This window comes from Janthinobacterium sp. GW822-FHT07H10 (assembly GCF_058798675.1).
Window position 1 is genome coordinate 73,092 of record NZ_JBXAKS010000017.1, and the last position, 17,277, is coordinate 90,368.

At 62.3% G+C, this 17,277-nt stretch carries 14 protein-coding genes; 1 reads left to right on the forward strand and 13 read right to left on the reverse strand.

What is annotated here, in order from left to right:
* Positions 1-6 precede the first annotated feature (6 nt).
* Together AC1RDJ_RS25925 and AC1RDJ_RS25930 are read right to left on the reverse strand one after the other, a co-directional pair.
* A complete protein-coding gene (locus tag AC1RDJ_RS25925; protein ID WP_071324501.1) occupies positions 7-867 on the reverse strand; it encodes a carbohydrate ABC transporter permease in 861 nt (286 codons plus the stop codon).
* Between the two features lie 115 nt (positions 868-982).
* Positions 983-2,293 (reverse strand): ABC transporter substrate-binding protein, encoded by a 1,311-nt coding sequence (locus AC1RDJ_RS25930; RefSeq protein WP_289889129.1) that lies wholly within the window; start codon positions 2,291-2,293, stop codon positions 983-985.
* A 308-nt stretch (positions 2,294-2,601) separates the two neighbouring features.
* Between AC1RDJ_RS25930 and AC1RDJ_RS25935 the strand changes: the two genes are divergently transcribed.
* Positions 2,602-3,882 (forward strand): maltoporin, encoded by a 1,281-nt coding sequence (locus AC1RDJ_RS25935; protein WP_071324503.1) that lies wholly within the window; start codon positions 2,602-2,604, stop codon positions 3,880-3,882.
* A gap of 80 nt (positions 3,883-3,962) precedes the next feature.
* On the opposite strand, the gene AC1RDJ_RS25940 is transcribed toward AC1RDJ_RS25935, so the two are convergent.
* From AC1RDJ_RS25940 to AC1RDJ_RS25990, 11 genes are all read right to left on the reverse strand, one after another.
* Positions 3,963-6,359, reverse strand: a complete 2,397-nt coding sequence (locus AC1RDJ_RS25940) for a chitinase C-terminal domain-containing protein (RefSeq protein WP_493029155.1) — start codon at positions 6,357-6,359, stop codon at positions 3,963-3,965.
* Positions 6,360-6,462: 103 nt separating this feature from the next.
* Complete coding sequence (locus AC1RDJ_RS25945; RefSeq protein WP_493029157.1) at positions 6,463-7,926, reverse strand: glycoside hydrolase family 19 protein; 1,464 nt, start codon at positions 7,924-7,926, stop codon at positions 6,463-6,465.
* A gap of 346 nt (positions 7,927-8,272) precedes the next feature.
* Positions 8,273-8,896, reverse strand: a complete 624-nt coding sequence (gene sorB, locus AC1RDJ_RS25950) for a SorB family sulfite dehydrogenase c-type cytochrome subunit (protein ID WP_493029159.1) — start codon at positions 8,894-8,896, stop codon at positions 8,273-8,275.
* 10 nt (positions 8,897-8,906) lie between these two features.
* A complete protein-coding gene (sorA, locus tag AC1RDJ_RS25955; protein WP_493029160.1) occupies positions 8,907-10,127 on the reverse strand; it encodes a SorA family sulfite dehydrogenase catalytic subunit in 1,221 nt (406 codons plus the stop codon).
* On the reverse strand, positions 10,120-11,553 hold the full coding sequence (locus tag AC1RDJ_RS25960) for an amino acid permease (protein ID WP_289889144.1): 1,434 nt from the start codon (positions 11,551-11,553) through the stop codon (positions 10,120-10,122). Before AC1RDJ_RS25960 ends, sorA begins: the two co-directional genes overlap by 8 nt.
* Positions 11,554-11,877: 324 nt before the next feature.
* On the reverse strand, positions 11,878-12,672 hold the full coding sequence (locus AC1RDJ_RS25965) for an ABC transporter permease subunit (RefSeq protein WP_051959683.1): 795 nt from the start codon (positions 12,670-12,672) through the stop codon (positions 11,878-11,880).
* A 79-nt stretch (positions 12,673-12,751) separates the two neighbouring features.
* A complete protein-coding gene (locus AC1RDJ_RS25970) occupies positions 12,752-13,567 on the reverse strand; it encodes a taurine ABC transporter ATP-binding protein (protein WP_071324509.1) in 816 nt (271 codons plus the stop codon).
* An 83-nt stretch (positions 13,568-13,650) separates the two neighbouring features.
* A complete protein-coding gene (tauA, locus tag AC1RDJ_RS25975; protein ID WP_493029162.1) occupies positions 13,651-14,700 on the reverse strand; it encodes a taurine ABC transporter substrate-binding protein in 1,050 nt (349 codons plus the stop codon).
* A 115-nt stretch (positions 14,701-14,815) separates the two neighbouring features.
* Entirely contained in the window at positions 14,816-16,255 is a 1,440-nt protein-coding gene (locus AC1RDJ_RS25980; protein WP_071324511.1) for an NAD(P)/FAD-dependent oxidoreductase, read from the reverse strand.
* Between the two features lie 25 nt (positions 16,256-16,280).
* A complete protein-coding gene (locus tag AC1RDJ_RS25985) occupies positions 16,281-16,697 on the reverse strand; it encodes a nuclear transport factor 2 family protein (protein ID WP_232250933.1) in 417 nt (138 codons plus the stop codon).
* A gap of 286 nt (positions 16,698-16,983) precedes the next feature.
* Positions 16,984-17,277: thiamine pyrophosphate-dependent enzyme (locus tag AC1RDJ_RS25990; protein WP_493029163.1), on the reverse strand; the 294-nt coding region annotated here is incomplete at its 5' end.

Sequence of the window (17,277 nt, forward strand, 5' to 3'; positions counted from 1 at the left end):
GTCTCCTTATTTCGACAGGTTCTTGCCGATGACGCGCATCAGGAAGAAGGCGGCGATGTTGGCGATGAGCACGGCGAACAGCGCACCGGCCGAAGCCGCTCCGACGTCATAGGACAGCAGTGCCTGCTGGTAAATCATGAAGGTGATGGTGGTCGTGTCGAAGCCGGGACCGCCGCCCGTGGTGGTAAAGATTTCCGCAAAGATCGACAGCAGGAAAATCATCTCGATCATCAGCACCACCGAGACGGCGCGGCCCAGGTGGGGAATATAGAGGTAGCGCAACTGCTGCAGATAGGTGGCGCCATCCATGCGCGCCGCTTCCAGCTGTTCGCGGTCCATCGACTGCAGGGCCGTCATGAAGATCAGGCAGGCAAACGGCAGCCATTGCCACGAGACCATCATGATGATCGAGAACAAGGGGTGGGACGACAGCCAGTCGACGGGCGTCAGGCCAAAAAAGATGCTGATCTGCGCGAACAGGCCGTAAATCGGGTTGAGCAGCATGTTCTTCCACATCAGGGCATTCACGGCCGGCATGACGAGGAAGGGAGAAATCAAGAGCACGCGCACGATGGCGCGCCCGGGAAACGCTTCGTTGATCAGCAAACCCAGCGCGGCACCGAGCACCACCGTGATCAGCATGACGGAAAACAGCAGGGTGAAAGTATTCTGCAACGCCGGCAGGAAAGAGGCATCGGTAAAGAAAAAATGGAAGTTGGCCAGGCCATGGAAGGGATGGCCGCTCGGATCGAGCATGGAATAGCGCACGAACGCGTAATACAGCGTGATCAGCAGCGGGATCACGGAAATGACGGAGACGGCGGCCACGGCCGGCGTCAGCAAAGTCCGGGGGATAATGCGTTTCATAATGTTCTCTTGGGACAGGTGAACCGATCACCCGCAAAGCTAAAGTACCGGGGTCGGACCCTCAGGGTCCGATCCCAGATTTATGCCGTTGGGGTACGCAAACTATGCAGCAGGCTTACTTGTAGTACCCACCCTTGCGCATCTCTCGCTCGGCCGTCTGCTGCGACAGTTCCAGCGCCTTCTCGACGCTGATCTTGCCCAGCAGTGCGGCCGCCATCTGCTGGCCGGCCGCCACGCCGATCACCTGGAATTCGGGGATCGATGCGAATTGCACGCCCACGTATGGCGACGGCGGCAAGGTGCTTTGCACGGCGCGCGTGGTGGCCAGGGCCTTGCCTTCGGCGGCCGCGAATTTCGCCACCTTCTGGAACTCGGGGCTGGCGTAGGTGGACTTGCGCGTGCCCGTCGGCACGTTGGCCCAGCTGGTTTCCTTGGCAACCAGTTTCACGTAATCGGGCGACGTGGCCCAGTTGATGAAGCGCTGCGCTTCATTCGGGTGCTTCGAGCTCGACGGAATGGCCAGCGACCAGATCCACAGCCAGTTGGCGCCCCGCTCCGTCACGCCCACGGGCGACTGGGCAAACGCGACCTTGTCGGCCACCTTGCTTTGCTTCGGATCCGTGATGAAGGAAGCGGCAATCGTCGCGTCGATCCAGATGCCGCACTTGCCCTGGTTGAACAGCGCGAGGTTTTCATTGAAGCTGTTGGCGGCCGCGCCCGGCGGACCGTACTTCTTCATCAGGTCGACGTACATGTTGACCGCGTCCTTCCACGGCTTGCTGGTGAATTGCGGTTTCCACTGCATGTCGAACAGCTGGCCGCCGTAGGAATTGGCCATGGTGGTGATCAGGGCCATGTTGTCGCCCCAGCCCGGCTTGCCGCGCAGGCAGATGCCGTACACGCCGTTGGCCGGATCGTGCAGCTTGGCCGCCACGTCGCGCAACTGGTTCCACGTCGGGCGGTCCTCGATGGTCACGCCCGCCTTTTTGACCAGGTCGCTGCGGTACATGATCATCGAGCTTTCGCCATAGAACGGCGACGCGTACAGCTTGCCGTCGCCGGAGAGTCCCTCGCGGATGGCGGGCAGCAAGTCGTCGATATCGTACTTGGCATCCGGCTTGATGGGGATCAGCCAGTTTTTCTTGCCCCAGATGGGGGTTTCATACAGGCCGATGGTCATCACGTCGAACTGGCCGCCCTTGGTGGCGATGTCGGTGGTCATGCGCTGGCGCAAGACGCCTTCTTCCAGGGTCACCCACTTGAGCTTGATGTCGGGATTGGCTTGCTCGAAGAACTTGCTGAGCTTTTGCATCTCGATCATGTGGCCGTTGTTGACGGTGGCGATGACGAGGTCGGTTGCGGCAAGAGCGGATGCGCTGAGGCAAAAGGCGCCGGCGCACAGCGCGGCAATGGCGGTACGTTTCATTGTGTGTCTCCAGTGTTTTTGTCGTTGGCAATGCGTGAATACTTAGCACCACGACCACAATGTAGCACCGGAACTTGATACTTTCTGATACTCCAAAACCGCAATTCAATACTCTTTTGCAGCGCCGCTATGCGCGAGAGTATCGACATTGAGTAAAAACAACACTTTGAAAGAAAGTATCGCGACTTGTTCGTTTTGTATCAGGGTGGTTAAAAATGCGCTGCTAGACTTGGTTTTCGGCATTAGACCGTGCGCGGTGGCCGCCTTTTCAGGCGCACCGCTACCACCTACATCTTTCTGGAGACCGCATGAACCGCACCGCATTGAAAACCCTGCCCGCCCTGCTCCTGGCCCTCGCCGGCGCCGCCGCCATGGCCGACCCCATGTACCCATCCGACGCCGAAGGCTTCCACGGCTACCTGCGCGCCGGCGCCGGCAGCAATACCTCCGGCGACGGCGGTTCGCAAGGTTGCTTCGGCCTGGGCGGCAATACCATGAAATATCGTCTGGGCAATGAGTGCGACGCCTACACGGAATTCGGCTACACCAAGTCCGTCGCCAAGTCCGGCGGCGTGAACTACCTGGCCACCATCTGGGTCAACGCGTATGCGCCGAACTCGGACTTCGGCGACAACAAGCTGGGCATCGTCAAGGCCTACGTGGAAGCGCAGGGACTCGACTTCCTCAACGGCGGCACGGCCTGGGTCGGCAAGCGTTTCTACTACCGTCCTGACATCCACATGCTGGACTTGCAGTACATCAATATGAACGGCACGGGCGCCGGCCTCGACCGCATTCCAGTGGGTCCCGGCAAATTCTCGTACGCCTTCTTCAAGGACAACGACGTCAACGCCCGCGACAAGAACACGGGCGCCATCCTCGGCACCCGTTCGGCCGTGCGCCAGAACTTCATCTACGGCGACATTCCCGTCAACGTCAACGGCACGCTGGACCTGGCGGCCACCATCATCACGGCCGAAGGCAAGGACAACGACATCTACGGCCCGAAACATAACGGCTGGCAACTGTCGGCATTCCACCGTCAAGGCAAAGTCTTCGGCGGCGGCAACACCTTCGGCGTGCAATATGGCGTCGGCCCCGGCATCGGCGGCGACGGCAACGGCCAGATGGGCGCCTCGGGCAGCACTTCCTACGGTTCGGACCGCAAGCGCACGCGCATCTTCAATGACATGGCGATCCAGCCGATGGAAAACTTCGGCATGGAATTCGTCGCCCTGTGGCAAAAAGACGAGTCGAACGTCACCGGTTCCTCGACCTGGACCTCGATCGGCGTGCGCCCCGTGTACGCCTTCACCAACAACTTCAAGCTGGTGACGGAACTGGGCACGGACCGCGTGACGCAAGCGGGCGGCCTGCCGGCCAAGCGCCTGACCAAGCTGACCATCGCGCCGACGATCTCGGCCGGCCCTGGCCTGTGGTCGCGTCCCGAGCTGCGCGCCTTCGTGACCTACGGCAAATGGAACGATGCGGCCACCGCTTCGGTCAACGCGTCGAACAACGGCGGCCCGATCTACAACAACAATACCAGCGGCACCTCGTACGGCTTCCAGGTCGAGACGTGGTTTTAAGCCAGCTTAGCTAACGCCAGAAACTAAAAAGGGCGGAACCGCGGTTCCGCCCTTGTCTGTTTACACTACCGTATCGCCCCTTACGGCAGCGCCACCGGCAGTTCCGGATACTCCTGCGTCAGCGCATACTTGGTGCCGCCCACGGTGACCGTGTAATTGGCCGGTCCCGAGATCGGCAACCGGTAGTTCAGGGTCAGCGCCACGGAGCCGCCCGGCGCCAGCGATTGCCAGGCGGGAATCGCGAAGCGGGCCCGGTTGTAGTTCTTCGTGAAGCCGCCGATATTGTTCGGCCCCGTGTAGCCGGCATTGATCACCGTCAAGCCGAAGCCGGACTGGTCGCTCATGTCCGACGGCGCCGACACGGGATAGTCGAACTCCACCACGGTGCCGCCCGGCAGGGTCGTGGCCGTATTGTTCTTCACCGTCATTACCGGATTGATGGGGAAGTTGCTGTCGCCCAGCTTCCAGCTGCCCAGGGTGATGCTGACGTTGGCGGCCGTGCCCGGCATGGCGATCTCGGCGCGCTTGTTGCCATACACGCCAGCCGTGCGGAAGGCCTGGTACAGCACGTCCGTCAGGGTGGTGCCCATGAAGTACTCGCCCTTGCCGCCGTTGCGCGTGGCATCCCAGGCATAGTCGCCCGCCATTTCCCAGATCATCACGCCGCCGATATTGTTGTTGACGATGTACTGGGCCTTGGCCGCGATCGACTGCGTGGTTTCCGTGGAAATGAACACTTTCTTGGTCGCATTCCACAGCCACGGCGCCACCATGGTGCTGCTGTAGTACGGCACATAGCTGCCCACCAGTGCCTTGTCGGTGACCTTATAGGCATCGAGGTAGCTCGGGACTATGCCGTTCTGCAAGTTCAGCGCGTGCCAGATGGGGTTGCCGCCGCCGGGCGTTGGCTTGCCCTGCGAGTCGAGGTCGAACCAGACGTTGTCGATGCCGGTGGCGCCCGTGCCGCACGTCTTGGTGCCGGCGCAGGTGACGGTGGAACTGATCAGCGGCGTCGTGCCCCACAGGCCGTTGGTGCCGCCCGTGACATCCTTCCAGCCCCGCGTGTAGAACGGCACGCCGATATTGATGCGTCCTGCCTGCATGGCGCCCCGGTAGTAGCGGTAGGCCCAGTCCGTGTTCAGGTAGCCGATGTTCTGGAACTGGTAGGCGTTACCGGCACGCAATTCGCCATCGTTGCCGTCGTCAAACAGCGCCGCGTTCGGCCCCACGTACTGGTTCCACGCGCCGTGCAAGTCATACGACATCAGGCTCGCGTAATCAAGGTATTTCAACCCCGACATGTTTTCCTCGCCGCGCAAGACCCAGCCCGAGGCGGAACCGGCGATGGTGAGCAGGTAATACTTGTTGTCCTGCACGGCCGCTTCATCGAGCTTCTGGCGCAGCACTTTCAACAGCACGTTGTAGCTCGTCATCAGGCCGGCCAGGCGCGGCTTCGAGACGGCAAAGTCGTTCGGATTGCCCGCTTCATTGTTGGTAGTCGGATGTTCGTAATCGACATCGACGCCATCGAAGAAGTTGTACTGGCGCACGAACGCCACCATGGAATCGGCCAGGGTGTTGATGCCGGCCGTGTTCACGCTGCCGTCCGCATTCGTCGTCGCCGTGTAGAAGCCGCCGCTGCCGGCCCAGCCGCCCACGGAAATCATCAATTTCACGCCCGGATACTTCTTCTTGTATTGCGACAGCAAGTTGAAGTGGCCCTTGTACGGCAGCGAGGGGTCCATGGCCGCCGCCGGCACGTTCGGCCAGGACAGGCCCGTATCCGGGTTGGCCGCGCCGCTGCCGATGGCGATCTTCGACGTGGCCGGATCGACGGTGGCAAACGCATAGTTCAAGTGGGTGATCTTGTCCCACGGCAGGTTATTCACCAGGTACGTGGGGCTGCCATCGACGCCCGTGCGCCAGCTGGCGAAATAGCCGACGATGCGCCGGTTCAAGCCATTGCTCAGTACTTCGCGGCCATTCGCGTCGTACACCTTGCAATACGGCACATTCGGCACGGGCGAGATCAGGCCGTCCGGACGGCAAGCCGTGGGGGTTGGCGTTGGCGTTGGCGTTGGCGTTGGCGTTGGCGTTGGTGTCGGTGTTGGTGTCGGTGTCGGTGTCGGTGTCGGTGTCGGTGTCGGTGTCGGCGTTGGTGTCGGGGTCGGGGTCGGGGTCGGCGTTGGCGTCGGCGTCGGGGTTGGTGTCGGCGTTGGCGTATCGATCACTGCCCACGGGCCCCACTGGTCGGCGGCGCTGGGGACATTACCCTGCGTCCACCACTTGGCCTTGTAGTTGACACCCTGGTACACCACGCACTGGCCGCCCGTGTAGACGGTGGCGGCATCCCAGACGGCGCACGCCTCGACGGCGGCCAGCAGGGTGTTCGGCGTGGCAGTCGTGCCTTCCTGGCCGCCGCCGCAAGCGACGAGCACGCCGCTGAGCAAGGCCATCAATAATGCATTCGATTTCATGTGGTATCGGTCTCCGTTATGGTTGTACATCGAGAGCTGTTGCAGGCCCCTTGAGGGGCTCTTGTCAACTGTTATCCCTGGCCGGCTTGTGCTGCACTTGCTGTTACTGCAACTTCACATTCCAGTTGGCTTCCACGCATTTCACGTAGTTCCCGGCCAGCAAGGCGCTGTACGGGGTTTGATAGCTGACCAGCTGGCATTGGTTGTCGCCACCGGCGCTCCAGTTCTTTTCCCAATAGATGTTGTAGGAAGCGGAACTGGCCGGAGTGAAGCGTTGCATGTTGGCGCACGACAGCTGCTCGCCGGAATAATCCCAACCCATGTCGGCGGCAAACTGCTTGTAGTAATCGATGCGGTTTTGCGCGGCCTGCTTTTCCGTGCCCTGCCCGCATTCGGCGTTGATGATCATGATGGTAGTGGCAAAATTGTTGCCCGCGCCGGCCGTCGTATCGGCCGCGTTCGGCACCCACGTGCCGTCGAGCACATGCAGCATCGACGGTTTCGGCGGTTGCGGATAGACAAAGAAGAACGTGGCCGACGCCAGGTTCAGCCAGGTCGAGGCGACGAGATCCGGGTTTTTCAGCAGGACGGATTGATCGCCGTCATGCATCGCTTGCGAAAACGGCCCATAGTTGTAGTTGTACGACAGCTGCTTGGCGCCGCGGCCGAAATACTTCTTGAAGCTGCCGTCGGCATTCTTGCCGCATGTCCAGACCTTGTTGAAGACGGGGTCGGCGCACTCGACGTTGTAGCCGCAGCCGGCGCCCGTCTCGTCGCAGCCCAGTTCGCGCAAATACTTCAAGCCCTGGCGCCATTGCGGCAGCGGACTGCTGGCGTTATGGTCGCCTGTTTCCTGCACGAAATGCGCGAACATGGTGGCCAGGCTGTGACGGCAGATGGCATCCGCATTGCGCCCGTCGCTGTAGTCATCGCACACGGCGGGGAACTTGGCCACGGCTTGCAGGAAACGCTGGTAGGTGTAGCTGACGTCGCGCGCGGCAAAATAGTAATCCCACTTCGCTGCCGGCAGCAGGCGTTCGACGCGCTTGACGTTGAGCGGATTGCTGGCCAGGCCGGGCTGCACGGCTTCGACGGCCGTATTGCCCAGGGTGCGGATCGACGCCTTGACCTTGCGGAAGAAATCGTTGTTCGTCAGCGCCGCCTCGTTGGCCTCGGCCTGGGCCTTGGTGGGGATGCCGGGCGTGGGCGTCGGGGTTGGCGTTGGCGTTGGCGTTGGCGTTGGCGTGGGCGTGGGCGTCGGTGTCGGTGTCGGTGTCGGGGTTGGCGTGGCGGTGTCGAGGCTCCATGGTCCCCACTGGTCGTTATTCGGCGCCGTGCCCTGCACCCACCACTTGGCGCGGTAGACCTTGCCGTCGTAGACGGCGCACTGGCCCGCCGTGTAGACGGCAGCGGCGCTCCAGGCCGTGCAATTATCGCTGGCGGCCGTGGCGGCCAGCAGGGTCGATGGGGGTTCGGTGGTGGAATTGCCGCCGCATGCGAGCAGCGCGCTGCCCAGCAGGCCAGCCATCAAAGGCGAGGCCAGCCGGCTTATTTGCCGTGTCTTCACAATGTCTCCTGAACGTTATACGAAAACTATCGAAGTAGCTTTTTATGTTGTACGTAAAGAAAGCACAGCGAAGCGTCGGCTTTCTGCACAGAGAATGCGACGCCCGAAATTGGTAGTCAAGTGGTTTTGTACAACGGTGTTTTTTACAATACCAGTGGTATTGAGCACGGCGCCGGTGCGCGCTGCGGCGGCGAATGGAAGATGTGAAAAAGAGGCTTGCGCAAGGTGATGGAAAGCAATACCGCCAGGCAGCGCCGGCGCAAGTGGTATTACGGGCTTGCCGCGCCAACGGCCAGGGTTGGCGCGGCAAGCCTGGCCGACGAGCGCCGCCTGGCCTCGGCTGGACTTACCTGGACAGCACGTATTTGGCCAGCACGGCCGCGTCCGCTTCGCTGAGCTGGCTGAACGGCGGCATGGGCACGGCGCCCCATTTGCCGGAACCGCCCTGGCGGATATGCGCCGCCACGGCAGCGCTGCCATCCTTGCCCTTGTACCTGGCCGCCACCTCGGCAAAACCGGGACCGATCACACGCTGGGCAAGGGCGTGGCAAGCCATGCAGCCATTCTCCGCCAGCAAGGTCTTCGCATCCTTGCCGCCCGTGGACGGCGCGGCGACGGCGGCGGCAGGCTTGACCGCAGCCGCGACCGTGGCGGCGGCGCCCCGCTCCGCGCCATAGGTTTTCACCAGGTAATCGACCATGGCCGGCACGTCCGCGTCGGCAAACTGCGCGCCGAACGGCTTTTTCATCTTCTTGACGGTCGCTTCCCAGTAGGCGCGCGGCGAGGCGGGCGGCTGGCTCGACGCATACTGGGCCGCGTGGCAGGTCATGCAGTTGCGCTGCACCAGCTGGTAGCCGGGCAATTCGCTGGGTTTATACGTGGCCGTTTCCGGCGGCAGCTGGATGTCCAGCGCGCACGCGCTGCCCGCCGCCGCCAGTGCCAGCGCGGCAATCAATATGTTCATTCGCATGTGAATCTCCTCAGACTGCCTGGATGCGCGTGGTTTCCACCACGTTGCGCATATAACCCATGGGATTCCACAGGGCTTTCATCGGCTGGCTCTGGCCGATGCGGTTGACGGCGCGCACCATCAGCACGTGCCTGCCCTTGCGCGGCGCCTTCACGAGCATCGTCCACTCGCGAAACGAGAAGCGCCCCAGGTCCTTGCCCAGCTTCGCTTCCTGCCAGGTCTGGCCGCCGTCGGACGACACGGTCACCTCGCTGATGCCGTGGCCGCTGTCGAAGGCGATGCCGCGCAAGGCCAGGTCGCGCCCCGCTTTCACTTGCGCGCCGTCCTGCACGCTGGTGATGAAGGAGCGCACGTTGAGGCGGCTGATCGGCGTCGTCTTGCCCACGGGCGCGCCCGGCTCGATGAAGCCGGATCCATTGTCGGGAATGCGGTAGCCGGTGCTCATCCAGAAGCCGTCGAACGGCTTGTCGAGCACGGTGATGTCGCTCAGGTGCTTGACCCAGTAGGTGCCGTAGAACCCTGGCACGATCAGGCGCAGCGGATAGCCGTTGAGGAAGGGGATGTCCTCGCCATTCATGGCCCAGGCCAGCATGACGTCGCCAGCCATGATGTGCTCGACGGACAGCGCCTTTTGAAAGTCGGGGCCGTCGCCCACGGGCGGCGTTTCCAGGCCGTTGAAGGCCACCTGCACGGCACTGGCCGCGATGCCCGCCTTTTCCAGCACGGTTTTGAGGGGGATGCCTGTCCAGCGGGCATTGCCCATGGCGCCATTGCCCAGCTGCCCGCCATTCGCGCGCGGGGCGAAGAAGCCGCGGCTATTGCCCGAACATTGGGTCACGGCCACCACGTCGACGGGTTCGGCCAGCTGCTTCAGGTCCGCCAGCGACAATTCCAGGGGCGTCGTCACCAGGCCGCCTATGCGCAGCCGGTAGCTGCCGCCATCTATGCTGCTGGGCAAGCCGCTCCAGTGGTAGCGCACGAAGAACGCGTCGTTGGGCGTGATCGCCCCTTCATTGAAGACGCTGAACGGCGTTTCCAGCTGCGGCGGGCGGCTGGTCAGCAGGATCAGCGGGCGCTTTTGTGGGAAGGCCACGAGTTCGCGCTCGCCGTTTTCAAACGGCAGGGTGACGGAAGCGGCCAGGGCCGGCCCCGCCACGGCGGCCGCGCCCAGGGCGGCCGTGGTGCGCAGGAAGCGGCGCCGGCCAGCGGGCAGCAAGGTGGCGTCAGACATGTTTGAGCTCCACTTTGGCATCGGCGGCATCGCCGCCCGCGCGGTCGTCGTTGACGAGTTTCTTGATGTAGTACATGACGCTCATGATGACCACGCTCAACAGGCCGAACCAGAACGACACGCGCTGCTCCGTATCGGACGACACGCTCATGGCGCCGAGGATCACCAGCATGGCGATGATGGTGAAATACGTCAGGTAGGGGAACAGCCACATGCGCACCTTGATGCGTTCCGGGCATTCGCGTTCGAGGCGGCGGCGCAGGCGCAATTGAGATATCGCAATCAGCAGGTAGACGAACAGGATCAGAATGCCGTAGGAATTGACGATGAACGGGAACACGAGGTCGGCCGACACATACGAGACGGCAATGGCGAAGTAGGCAAACAAGGTGCTGAACAGGATGGCGCGAATGGGCACGCCGTTCTTGCTCAGTTTCACCAGGCCCGTCGGCGCATCGCCGCGGCGGGTCAGCGCGAAGATCATGCGCGACGACGCGTACAGGCTGGAATTGAGGGCCGACAAGACGGCCGTCAGGATGATGGCGTTCATGATGTGGGCCGCGTACGGAATGTTCATCACCTTCAAGGCGCTGACGAAGGGCGTGGCGATGGCTGGCGAATCCCAGGGCACGATGCAGACGACGACGAACATGGAACCGACATAGAACATCAGCACGCGCGTGATGACGGAATTGGTGGCGCGGGCGATGGCCTTGGCCGGGTCCGACGTCTCGGCGGCGGCGATGGTGACGATCTCGGCGCCCGAATAGAAGGCCGTGGCGGCGACGGCCCCGCTCAGGACCGGGCCCCAGCCGTGCGGCATGAAGCCGCCGTTGCTGGTCAAGAAACCCAGGGTCGGGATACTGTTGGGCAAGCTGCCCGTGATGAACAGGGCGCCGACAAACAGGAAGACGATGATGGCGACCACCTTGATCGAGGCGAACCAGAACTCGAATTCGCCGAACGCTTTCACCGAGAACAGATTGAGCACGGTCATGGAAACGAGCAGCACCAGGCTGATCGACCACGAGGGCACGTCGGGCAGCCAGAAGTTGACGAGCTTGGCGCCGGCGATGGCTTCCAGCGCCACGACAACGACCCAGAAGTACCAGTACATCCAGCCGCTCATGAAACCGAGGAATTTCGACACTTTCGGCTTGTCGTCGAAGGCTAGGCGCGCATATTCGTAAAAGGAGCCGACCACGGGCAGGGACGAGGCCAGCTCGCCCAGCATGCGCATGATCAGGACGACCAGGCCGCCCGTGAGCAAGAAGGAAAGGATGGCGGCCGGGCCGGCGGCCTTGGCGATGACGCCGCTGCCGACAAAGAGGCCGGCGCCGATCACGCCGCCAATGGCGATCATGCTCATGTGGCGTTGCTTCAGCGAGTGCTGCAAGCCCGTGTTGTTATGGTTGTCGCTAATCATGTGTGTCTCCTAGTAATATCTGAAGCTCAGTGCGCCCTCGCCTGCTGCGGCCGATTCCTGCCGCGCGGCTTTATTTTTTATGGGCAACACTGTCAAGCAGCATCGATACATCATCAAATCAGTCTGGTTGGCTGCATGCCATAAGTCAATCTGGAAATGCAGCGGCCCGGCGCGGTCGCCTGAGGGCGAAACACGTTGGGAGAAAAGTAAGGGGCGTTGCCGGGCGTTACGTTGAGCCGGCCTCGACATCGGCACGGCAAAGGTTAAAAAGATAGGGAGCGGCGCGCAACACTTGTGGCGTGCGCGCCACTCCCCGTGAACGTCTTACACCTTGCCCTTCCATGGCACGAGGGTACGTTCGAGGTAACGCATCATCAAATCAAACAGGAAAGCGAAGAAGCCGATCACGATGATGCCCATGATCACCACATCGCTGGCCAGGAACTCGGACGCGCTGAGCACCATGTAGCCGAGGCCGCGCGTGGCCGCCACCATCTCGCCAGCCACCAGGGTGGTCCAGCCCACACCGATGCCGATGCGCATGCCGGTAAGGATTTCCGGTATCGCGGCGCGCAGGATCACGTGCACGATCACCTGGAAGCGCGTGGCGCCCATCGAGTAGGCCGCGTGAATTTGCTCCAGCGACACGGAGCTGACGCCGGCGCGGGCCGCGATCGCCATCGGCGCAAAGATGGCCAGGAAGATCAGGTAGACCTTCGAAAACTCACCGATGCCGAACCAGATGATGACCAGTGGCAAGTATGCGAGCGGCGGCAGCGGACGGTAGAACTCGATCAAGGGATCGAAGATGCCGCGCGCCACGCGATTGACGCCCATCATCACGCCGATGGGAATGGCGAACAGGCACGCGAGGCCGAATGCGCCAAACACGCGCACCAGGCTGGCCACCGTGTGTTCCCACAGGGTGGCGCCGCCGAAGCCCGTGGTGGCCGCCATGATGAATTTCTCGTACACGGCTTGCGGCGACGGCAGGAACAGCGGTTTGACCATGCCGCTGGCCGTCACGCCAAACCACAGCAGCAGCACGGCGATGACGGTGACGGTGGCGATGCGGCTGGAATTGCCCTGCCCCGGCGCGCCGAACGCTTCGCCGGGCATGGCGCAGCGGGGAGCGAACAGGCGCGAGAAAAAGCCGGCGCGCTTGGCGGTGGTGGGAGGAAATCCCACGACGGATGGGCTATGCATGGGACACCTCCAGCTCTTTATTGACGGCGCGCTCGTCGCCATAAATGATGTTGAGCACCGTTTCGCGCATCTTGATGAAGTCCGGGCTCGATTTCACGGCGCGCGCATCGCGGCATTCAAGGAAGCGCTTGTTGAAATCGAGTTCATACGTATGCGTGATGCGGCCCGGACGGGGCGACATGACGATCAGGCGGTTCGCCAGGAACAGCGCCTCGTCGACGCTGTGGGTAATGAAGAAGAACATGGTGCTGGACTTGGCCCAGATATCGAGCAGCAATTCCTGGATGGTTTCGCGCGTCAGCGCGTCGAGCGCCGCCATCGGTTCATCCATCAGCAGCATGGCCGGATTGCTGGTCAGGGCGCGGGCAATGCCGACCCTTTGCTGCATGCCGCCCGACAACTGATAGATCATATTGTCGTGAAAGTCCTTCAAGCCCACCAGCGCCAGGTTCTTGGCCGCCTGTTCGCGCCGCACGGCTTTCGGCACGCCTTGCAGTTTCAAGCCGAATTCCACGTTTTCCATCACGTTCAGCCACGGCAGCAAGGCATGTTTCTGGAACACGACGCCACGGTCGGCGCCCGGCCCTTCCACCTTGTTGCTACCCAACATGATTTCACCCTTGGACGGGGCGATAAAGCCCGCCATCAGGCTCAGCAAGGTGGTCTTGCCGCAGCCCGATGCGCCCAGGGCGACGACGAAGTCGCCGCTATTGATGGTCAGGTTGATATTATTTAAGGCATGCACGCGTTCACCGGCCGTCTTGCCCGGATAAATCACGCTGACATCCTTGACGTACAGATTTTCCATCGTGTCCCCGCATAGGTGTAGTCACTTCAGTTCAACGCATTCTGTTCAGTCAGCGCGCCCGCAGGCGCGCCATCGCACAACGTTTACTTCAGCAGGCCAGCGGCCTGTGCATACCTGGGTGTCACATATTTGGCGTAGTCAGGAGCCAGGGTGTCGATCTTGCCTTCGCCCTTCAGGAATTGCGCCGTGGCCAGCAAGGCTTGCGCCACGCCGCCCTTCGCGCCGCCACCGAGCCAGGCGGGCGACGCCTGTTCCTGCAGCGATGGGTAGGCGTACAGGGCCACGGAAGCGGCCACGTCCTTGGCGGCCGCGCCCGAGTGCTTGACGTTGGCCTTCACCTGCGGCGAATCGACGGTCCAGGCTTTCGGATTGGCGCGGTAGTCGGCGTCGGCGGCCGCCATCACCTTGACGAACTTGGCCATGAAGTCGGCATTCGCCTCGCCCCAGGCGCGTTCGACGGCCATGCCGTCAAACGTGGCCTTGCCCTTCTTGCTCAGTTCGCCGGAGGTCACCAGCACCTTGCCGTTTTGCTTGAGTTTGCTCAAGGCCGGGTCCCACACGAAGGCGGCGTCGATGTCGCCCCGTTCCCAGGCGGCGGCGATCTGGTTCGGCTGCATGTTCAGCAGTTTCACTTCCGTCGGCTTGATGCCCCACGTTTCCAGCGCGAACATGGTGTGGAAGTGCGTGGTGGACACGAACGGCACGGCGATCTTCTTGCCGCGCAAGTCGGCGGGCTTGGTGATGCCGGCGCCGTTGCGGGCCACCATCGCTTCGGCTTCATTGATGTCGTCGATGATCCAGAACAGCTGCAAGTCGACGCCGCGGCTGACGGCGGCCGTCAGGGGGCTCGACCCGATGACGCCGATCTGCACGTCGCCCGACGCCATGCCGGTCGCCACCTTGGCGCCGGAATCGAACTTGCGCCAGTTGATTTTATAGCCCGTGGTTTTTTCCACTTCGCCGCTGGCAATCGCCACCAGGAAGGGACCGTTGATTTCCTGGTAGGCAATCGTCACTTCCTTGCCTTGCGCGAAGACAGCGCCGCTGGACGCGAGCGCCACGCCCAGCACCACGGTGCCGAGGACGGCGCGGCGCATCGATGAAAAACCTGTTTTGCTCGTATTCGTGTTCATGTCTCACTCCAAGTTTATTGTTATGTGAACGCTGCGGGCAATCTCATCCCTTGCGGGAGGCGCCGCTGGCTGATCTTTGTCAACGCATGCGGCGGCTTGAACTACAGTGCTGCTGTTAGAAAACTTCATCCTTCAAGTGATACCAGCGGTACAGGAAGCGCTGGCCCAGGCGGCGGAACGGGGCGAATGCCTGCGACTCGACCAGTTCCATCATGTTGGGATACGGCAATTTCGAGTTGAAGATGGGCAAGCCTGTGTCGCTGGCCTTGCCGGCGATGCGCTCGGCCATGCGCCGCCCTGCCTGCGCCGAATACATGACGCCGTTGCCGCCGTAGCCGAGCGAGTAAAAGATCGACTGCTTCGGATCGGGCTGCACGATGCGCGGCATCATGTCGTGGCTGACGTCGACCCAGCCCCACCATGAATAGTCGATGCCGATGCCGGCCAGCGCGGGGAACTTGCGGTGCAGATCGTTGACCAGGAACTGCTCGTACTTGCCGTCCGGTGCATCGGCGCCCGTGATGGCGCTGCGGCTGCCGATCTGCACGCGGTTGTCCGGCATCAAACGGTAGTAATGACGCAGGATGCGCGTATCCGTGATCACCTGATGGGTACGGAAGTTGCACGCCTCGATTTCCGAATTGGTCAACGGCCGCGTGACGATGGAATTCGACAGGATAGGCAGCAAGCGGTTCTTCACTTGCGGATGCAGATGGGGCGAGGTGTAGCCGCCCGTGGCCACGGCCACGGCGCGGGCGCGCACCACGCCGCCCGGCGTTTGCAGGTAATGCACGCCGTTGCGCGTTTCCCAGCCCATCACGGGACTCGCCGGGTGCACCTTGGCGCCCAGCGCGCGCGCCTTGCGCAGGTAGCCGAAGGCCAGCTTGCCGGCGTGGATGCCGATGCCTTCCGGCTCGTGCAGCGCGCCGGCCGCTTCCTTGTCATCCACGTACTCGCGCTTGACGGTGTCGGCGTCGAGGATGCGCGCGTCGTACTTGAAGATCTCGCGCATCACCTTGGCTTCTTTTTCCAGCGCCGGCATGGCCTTCGCCTTGTGGGCGATGTACAGGTGGCCGCCCGGCTGCGGGTCGCAATCGATGTCGGCCGTGATCTTCTTGAACGTTGCCATCGCGTCGCACACTTCCGTGTGCAATTTCAGGGCCGTGTCCATGCCGTAGCGGTCTATCCACTGCGAGCGCTTCAGGCGGCCCGTCGTGCATTGCGCCTGGCCGCCGTTGCGCGTGCTGCAGCCCCAGCTGACGCGGTTCGCTTCCAGCACGGTGGCCTTGATGCCGTGTTCCTGGGCCAGGAAGATGGCGCAGGTCAGGCCCGTGAAACCGGAACCGATGATGGCCACGTCGACATCGATGTCATGCGTGATGGGGCCATCGTCGGCCGGCGGCTCGCCCGCCGTGCCGATCCAGTAGGTGGGCGCGTAGGCATTGCCGTGGCCGGGGCGCTGCGCCACCAGCGGATCGTAGCCTGGATCGTAAGGCGTGCGGGCCGCGGTGCTGCTACCCAGTACGCCAGGTGGAGTATCGACAGGTTTGTTCATGGTCATTCCTGGTGAACGTGCTGGCTCAGGCTTGGGTGGTGGCGCTGACGACCGGTGGACGGTCCTTGCGGAAAGCGTTCTTCACGGCGATCTTGCCATCGCGGAAAGTGAAGATATCGACCATGCGCGCCTCGATGCGCGTGCCGTCGGCCTTGGTGCCGGCAAAGGTCGATTCCGTCACGCCGCGCTCGCCGCTGACGAAATGCACGGGATTGAGCCAGGCCGCGTCGGGGAAGGTTTGCCAGGCCAGTTCGAAGCCGGCGCGCACGGCATCGCGGCCGATGAAGCTCTTGCCCAGCAAGTCGGGACCGGCCACGGCGTGGAATTCGCAGTCGTCGGCCATGGCGGCCATCAGGGCCTCGATATCGTGGCGGTTCCAGGCATCGCCGAACGCTTGCAGGAAGTCGGTGGTGACGGCATCGGTCATTACGCGTGTGTTCATTTTTGTCTCCGTGAGTCGAATTTGGTACTTTTCGTTCCGTTTTTTAGTATTTTATTGAATTTAAGCTGAATGCGAGTGCTTGTCAAATCAAATAATCCAAATACCGGGACGCTTTGTATTCTTTATTGAAATTACGATGCTGAAGTGACAATGTGTGAGAATTTCGTCACAACGCTGCGTCGGATTACGCCGGGCATACGCCCGGCTACTCCGACCTACGCCCGCGCCATACGCGGATACGCAGGTCGGATCAGCCCAGAGGGCGTCATCCGACAACCCGGGCGCATCAGACGTAATCTTTGTACTTGTCCAGGTGACGGATAGGCTTGCTCAGCGCATCGCGGCGGAACGGGTCGCCCAGCTCGCGCGTGCACATGATTTCGATGATGGTCGTCTTGCCTTCATTCATCTGCATGTCGATCGCCTTCTTCAGCGCCGGACCCACGTCTTCCAGCTTGTCGACCGTGATGCCTTCGGCGCCCATGGCGCGCGCGATTTCCGCGAAGCTCTGGTTGTCGAGCTCGCCGGCGACGAAGCGGCGGTTGTAGAAATCCACCTGGTTTTTCTTTTCCGCGCCCCA

Excerpts from the sequence above, each read along its gene's own strand:
- AC1RDJ_RS25925 (WP_071324501.1), bottom strand. The coding sequence starts at position 867 with ATGAAACGCATTATCCCCCGGACTTTGCTGACGCCGGCCGTGGCCGCC.
- AC1RDJ_RS25930 (WP_289889129.1), bottom strand. The coding sequence starts at position 2,293 with ATGAAACGTACCGCCATTGCCGCGCTGTGCGCCGGCGCCTTTTGCCTC.
- AC1RDJ_RS25935 (WP_071324503.1), top strand. The coding sequence starts at position 2,602 with ATGAACCGCACCGCATTGAAAACCCTGCCCGCCCTGCTCCTGGCCCTC.
- AC1RDJ_RS25940 (WP_493029155.1), bottom strand. The coding sequence starts at position 6,359 with ATGAAATCGAATGCATTATTGATGGCCTTGCTCAGCGGCGTGCTCGTC.
- sorB (WP_493029159.1), bottom strand. The coding sequence starts at position 8,896 with ATGCGAATGAACATATTGATTGCCGCGCTGGCACTGGCGGCGGCGGGC.
- sorA (WP_493029160.1), bottom strand. The coding sequence starts at position 10,127 with ATGTCTGACGCCACCTTGCTGCCCGCTGGCCGGCGCCGCTTCCTGCGC.
- AC1RDJ_RS25960 (WP_289889144.1), bottom strand. The coding sequence starts at position 11,553 with ATGATTAGCGACAACCATAACAACACGGGCTTGCAGCACTCGCTGAAG.
- AC1RDJ_RS25965 (WP_051959683.1), bottom strand. The coding sequence starts at position 12,672 with ATGCCCGGCGAAGCGTTCGGCGCGCCGGGGCAGGGCAATTCCAGCCGC.
- AC1RDJ_RS25970 (WP_071324509.1), bottom strand. The coding sequence starts at position 13,567 with ATGGAAAATCTGTACGTCAAGGATGTCAGCGTGATTTATCCGGGCAAG.
- tauA (WP_493029162.1), bottom strand. The coding sequence starts at position 14,700 with ATGAACACGAATACGAGCAAAACAGGTTTTTCATCGATGCGCCGCGCC.
- AC1RDJ_RS25980 (WP_071324511.1), bottom strand. The coding sequence starts at position 16,255 with ATGAACAAACCTGTCGATACTCCACCTGGCGTACTGGGTAGCAGCACC.
- AC1RDJ_RS25985 (WP_232250933.1), bottom strand. The coding sequence starts at position 16,697 with ATGAACACACGCGTAATGACCGATGCCGTCACCACCGACTTCCTGCAA.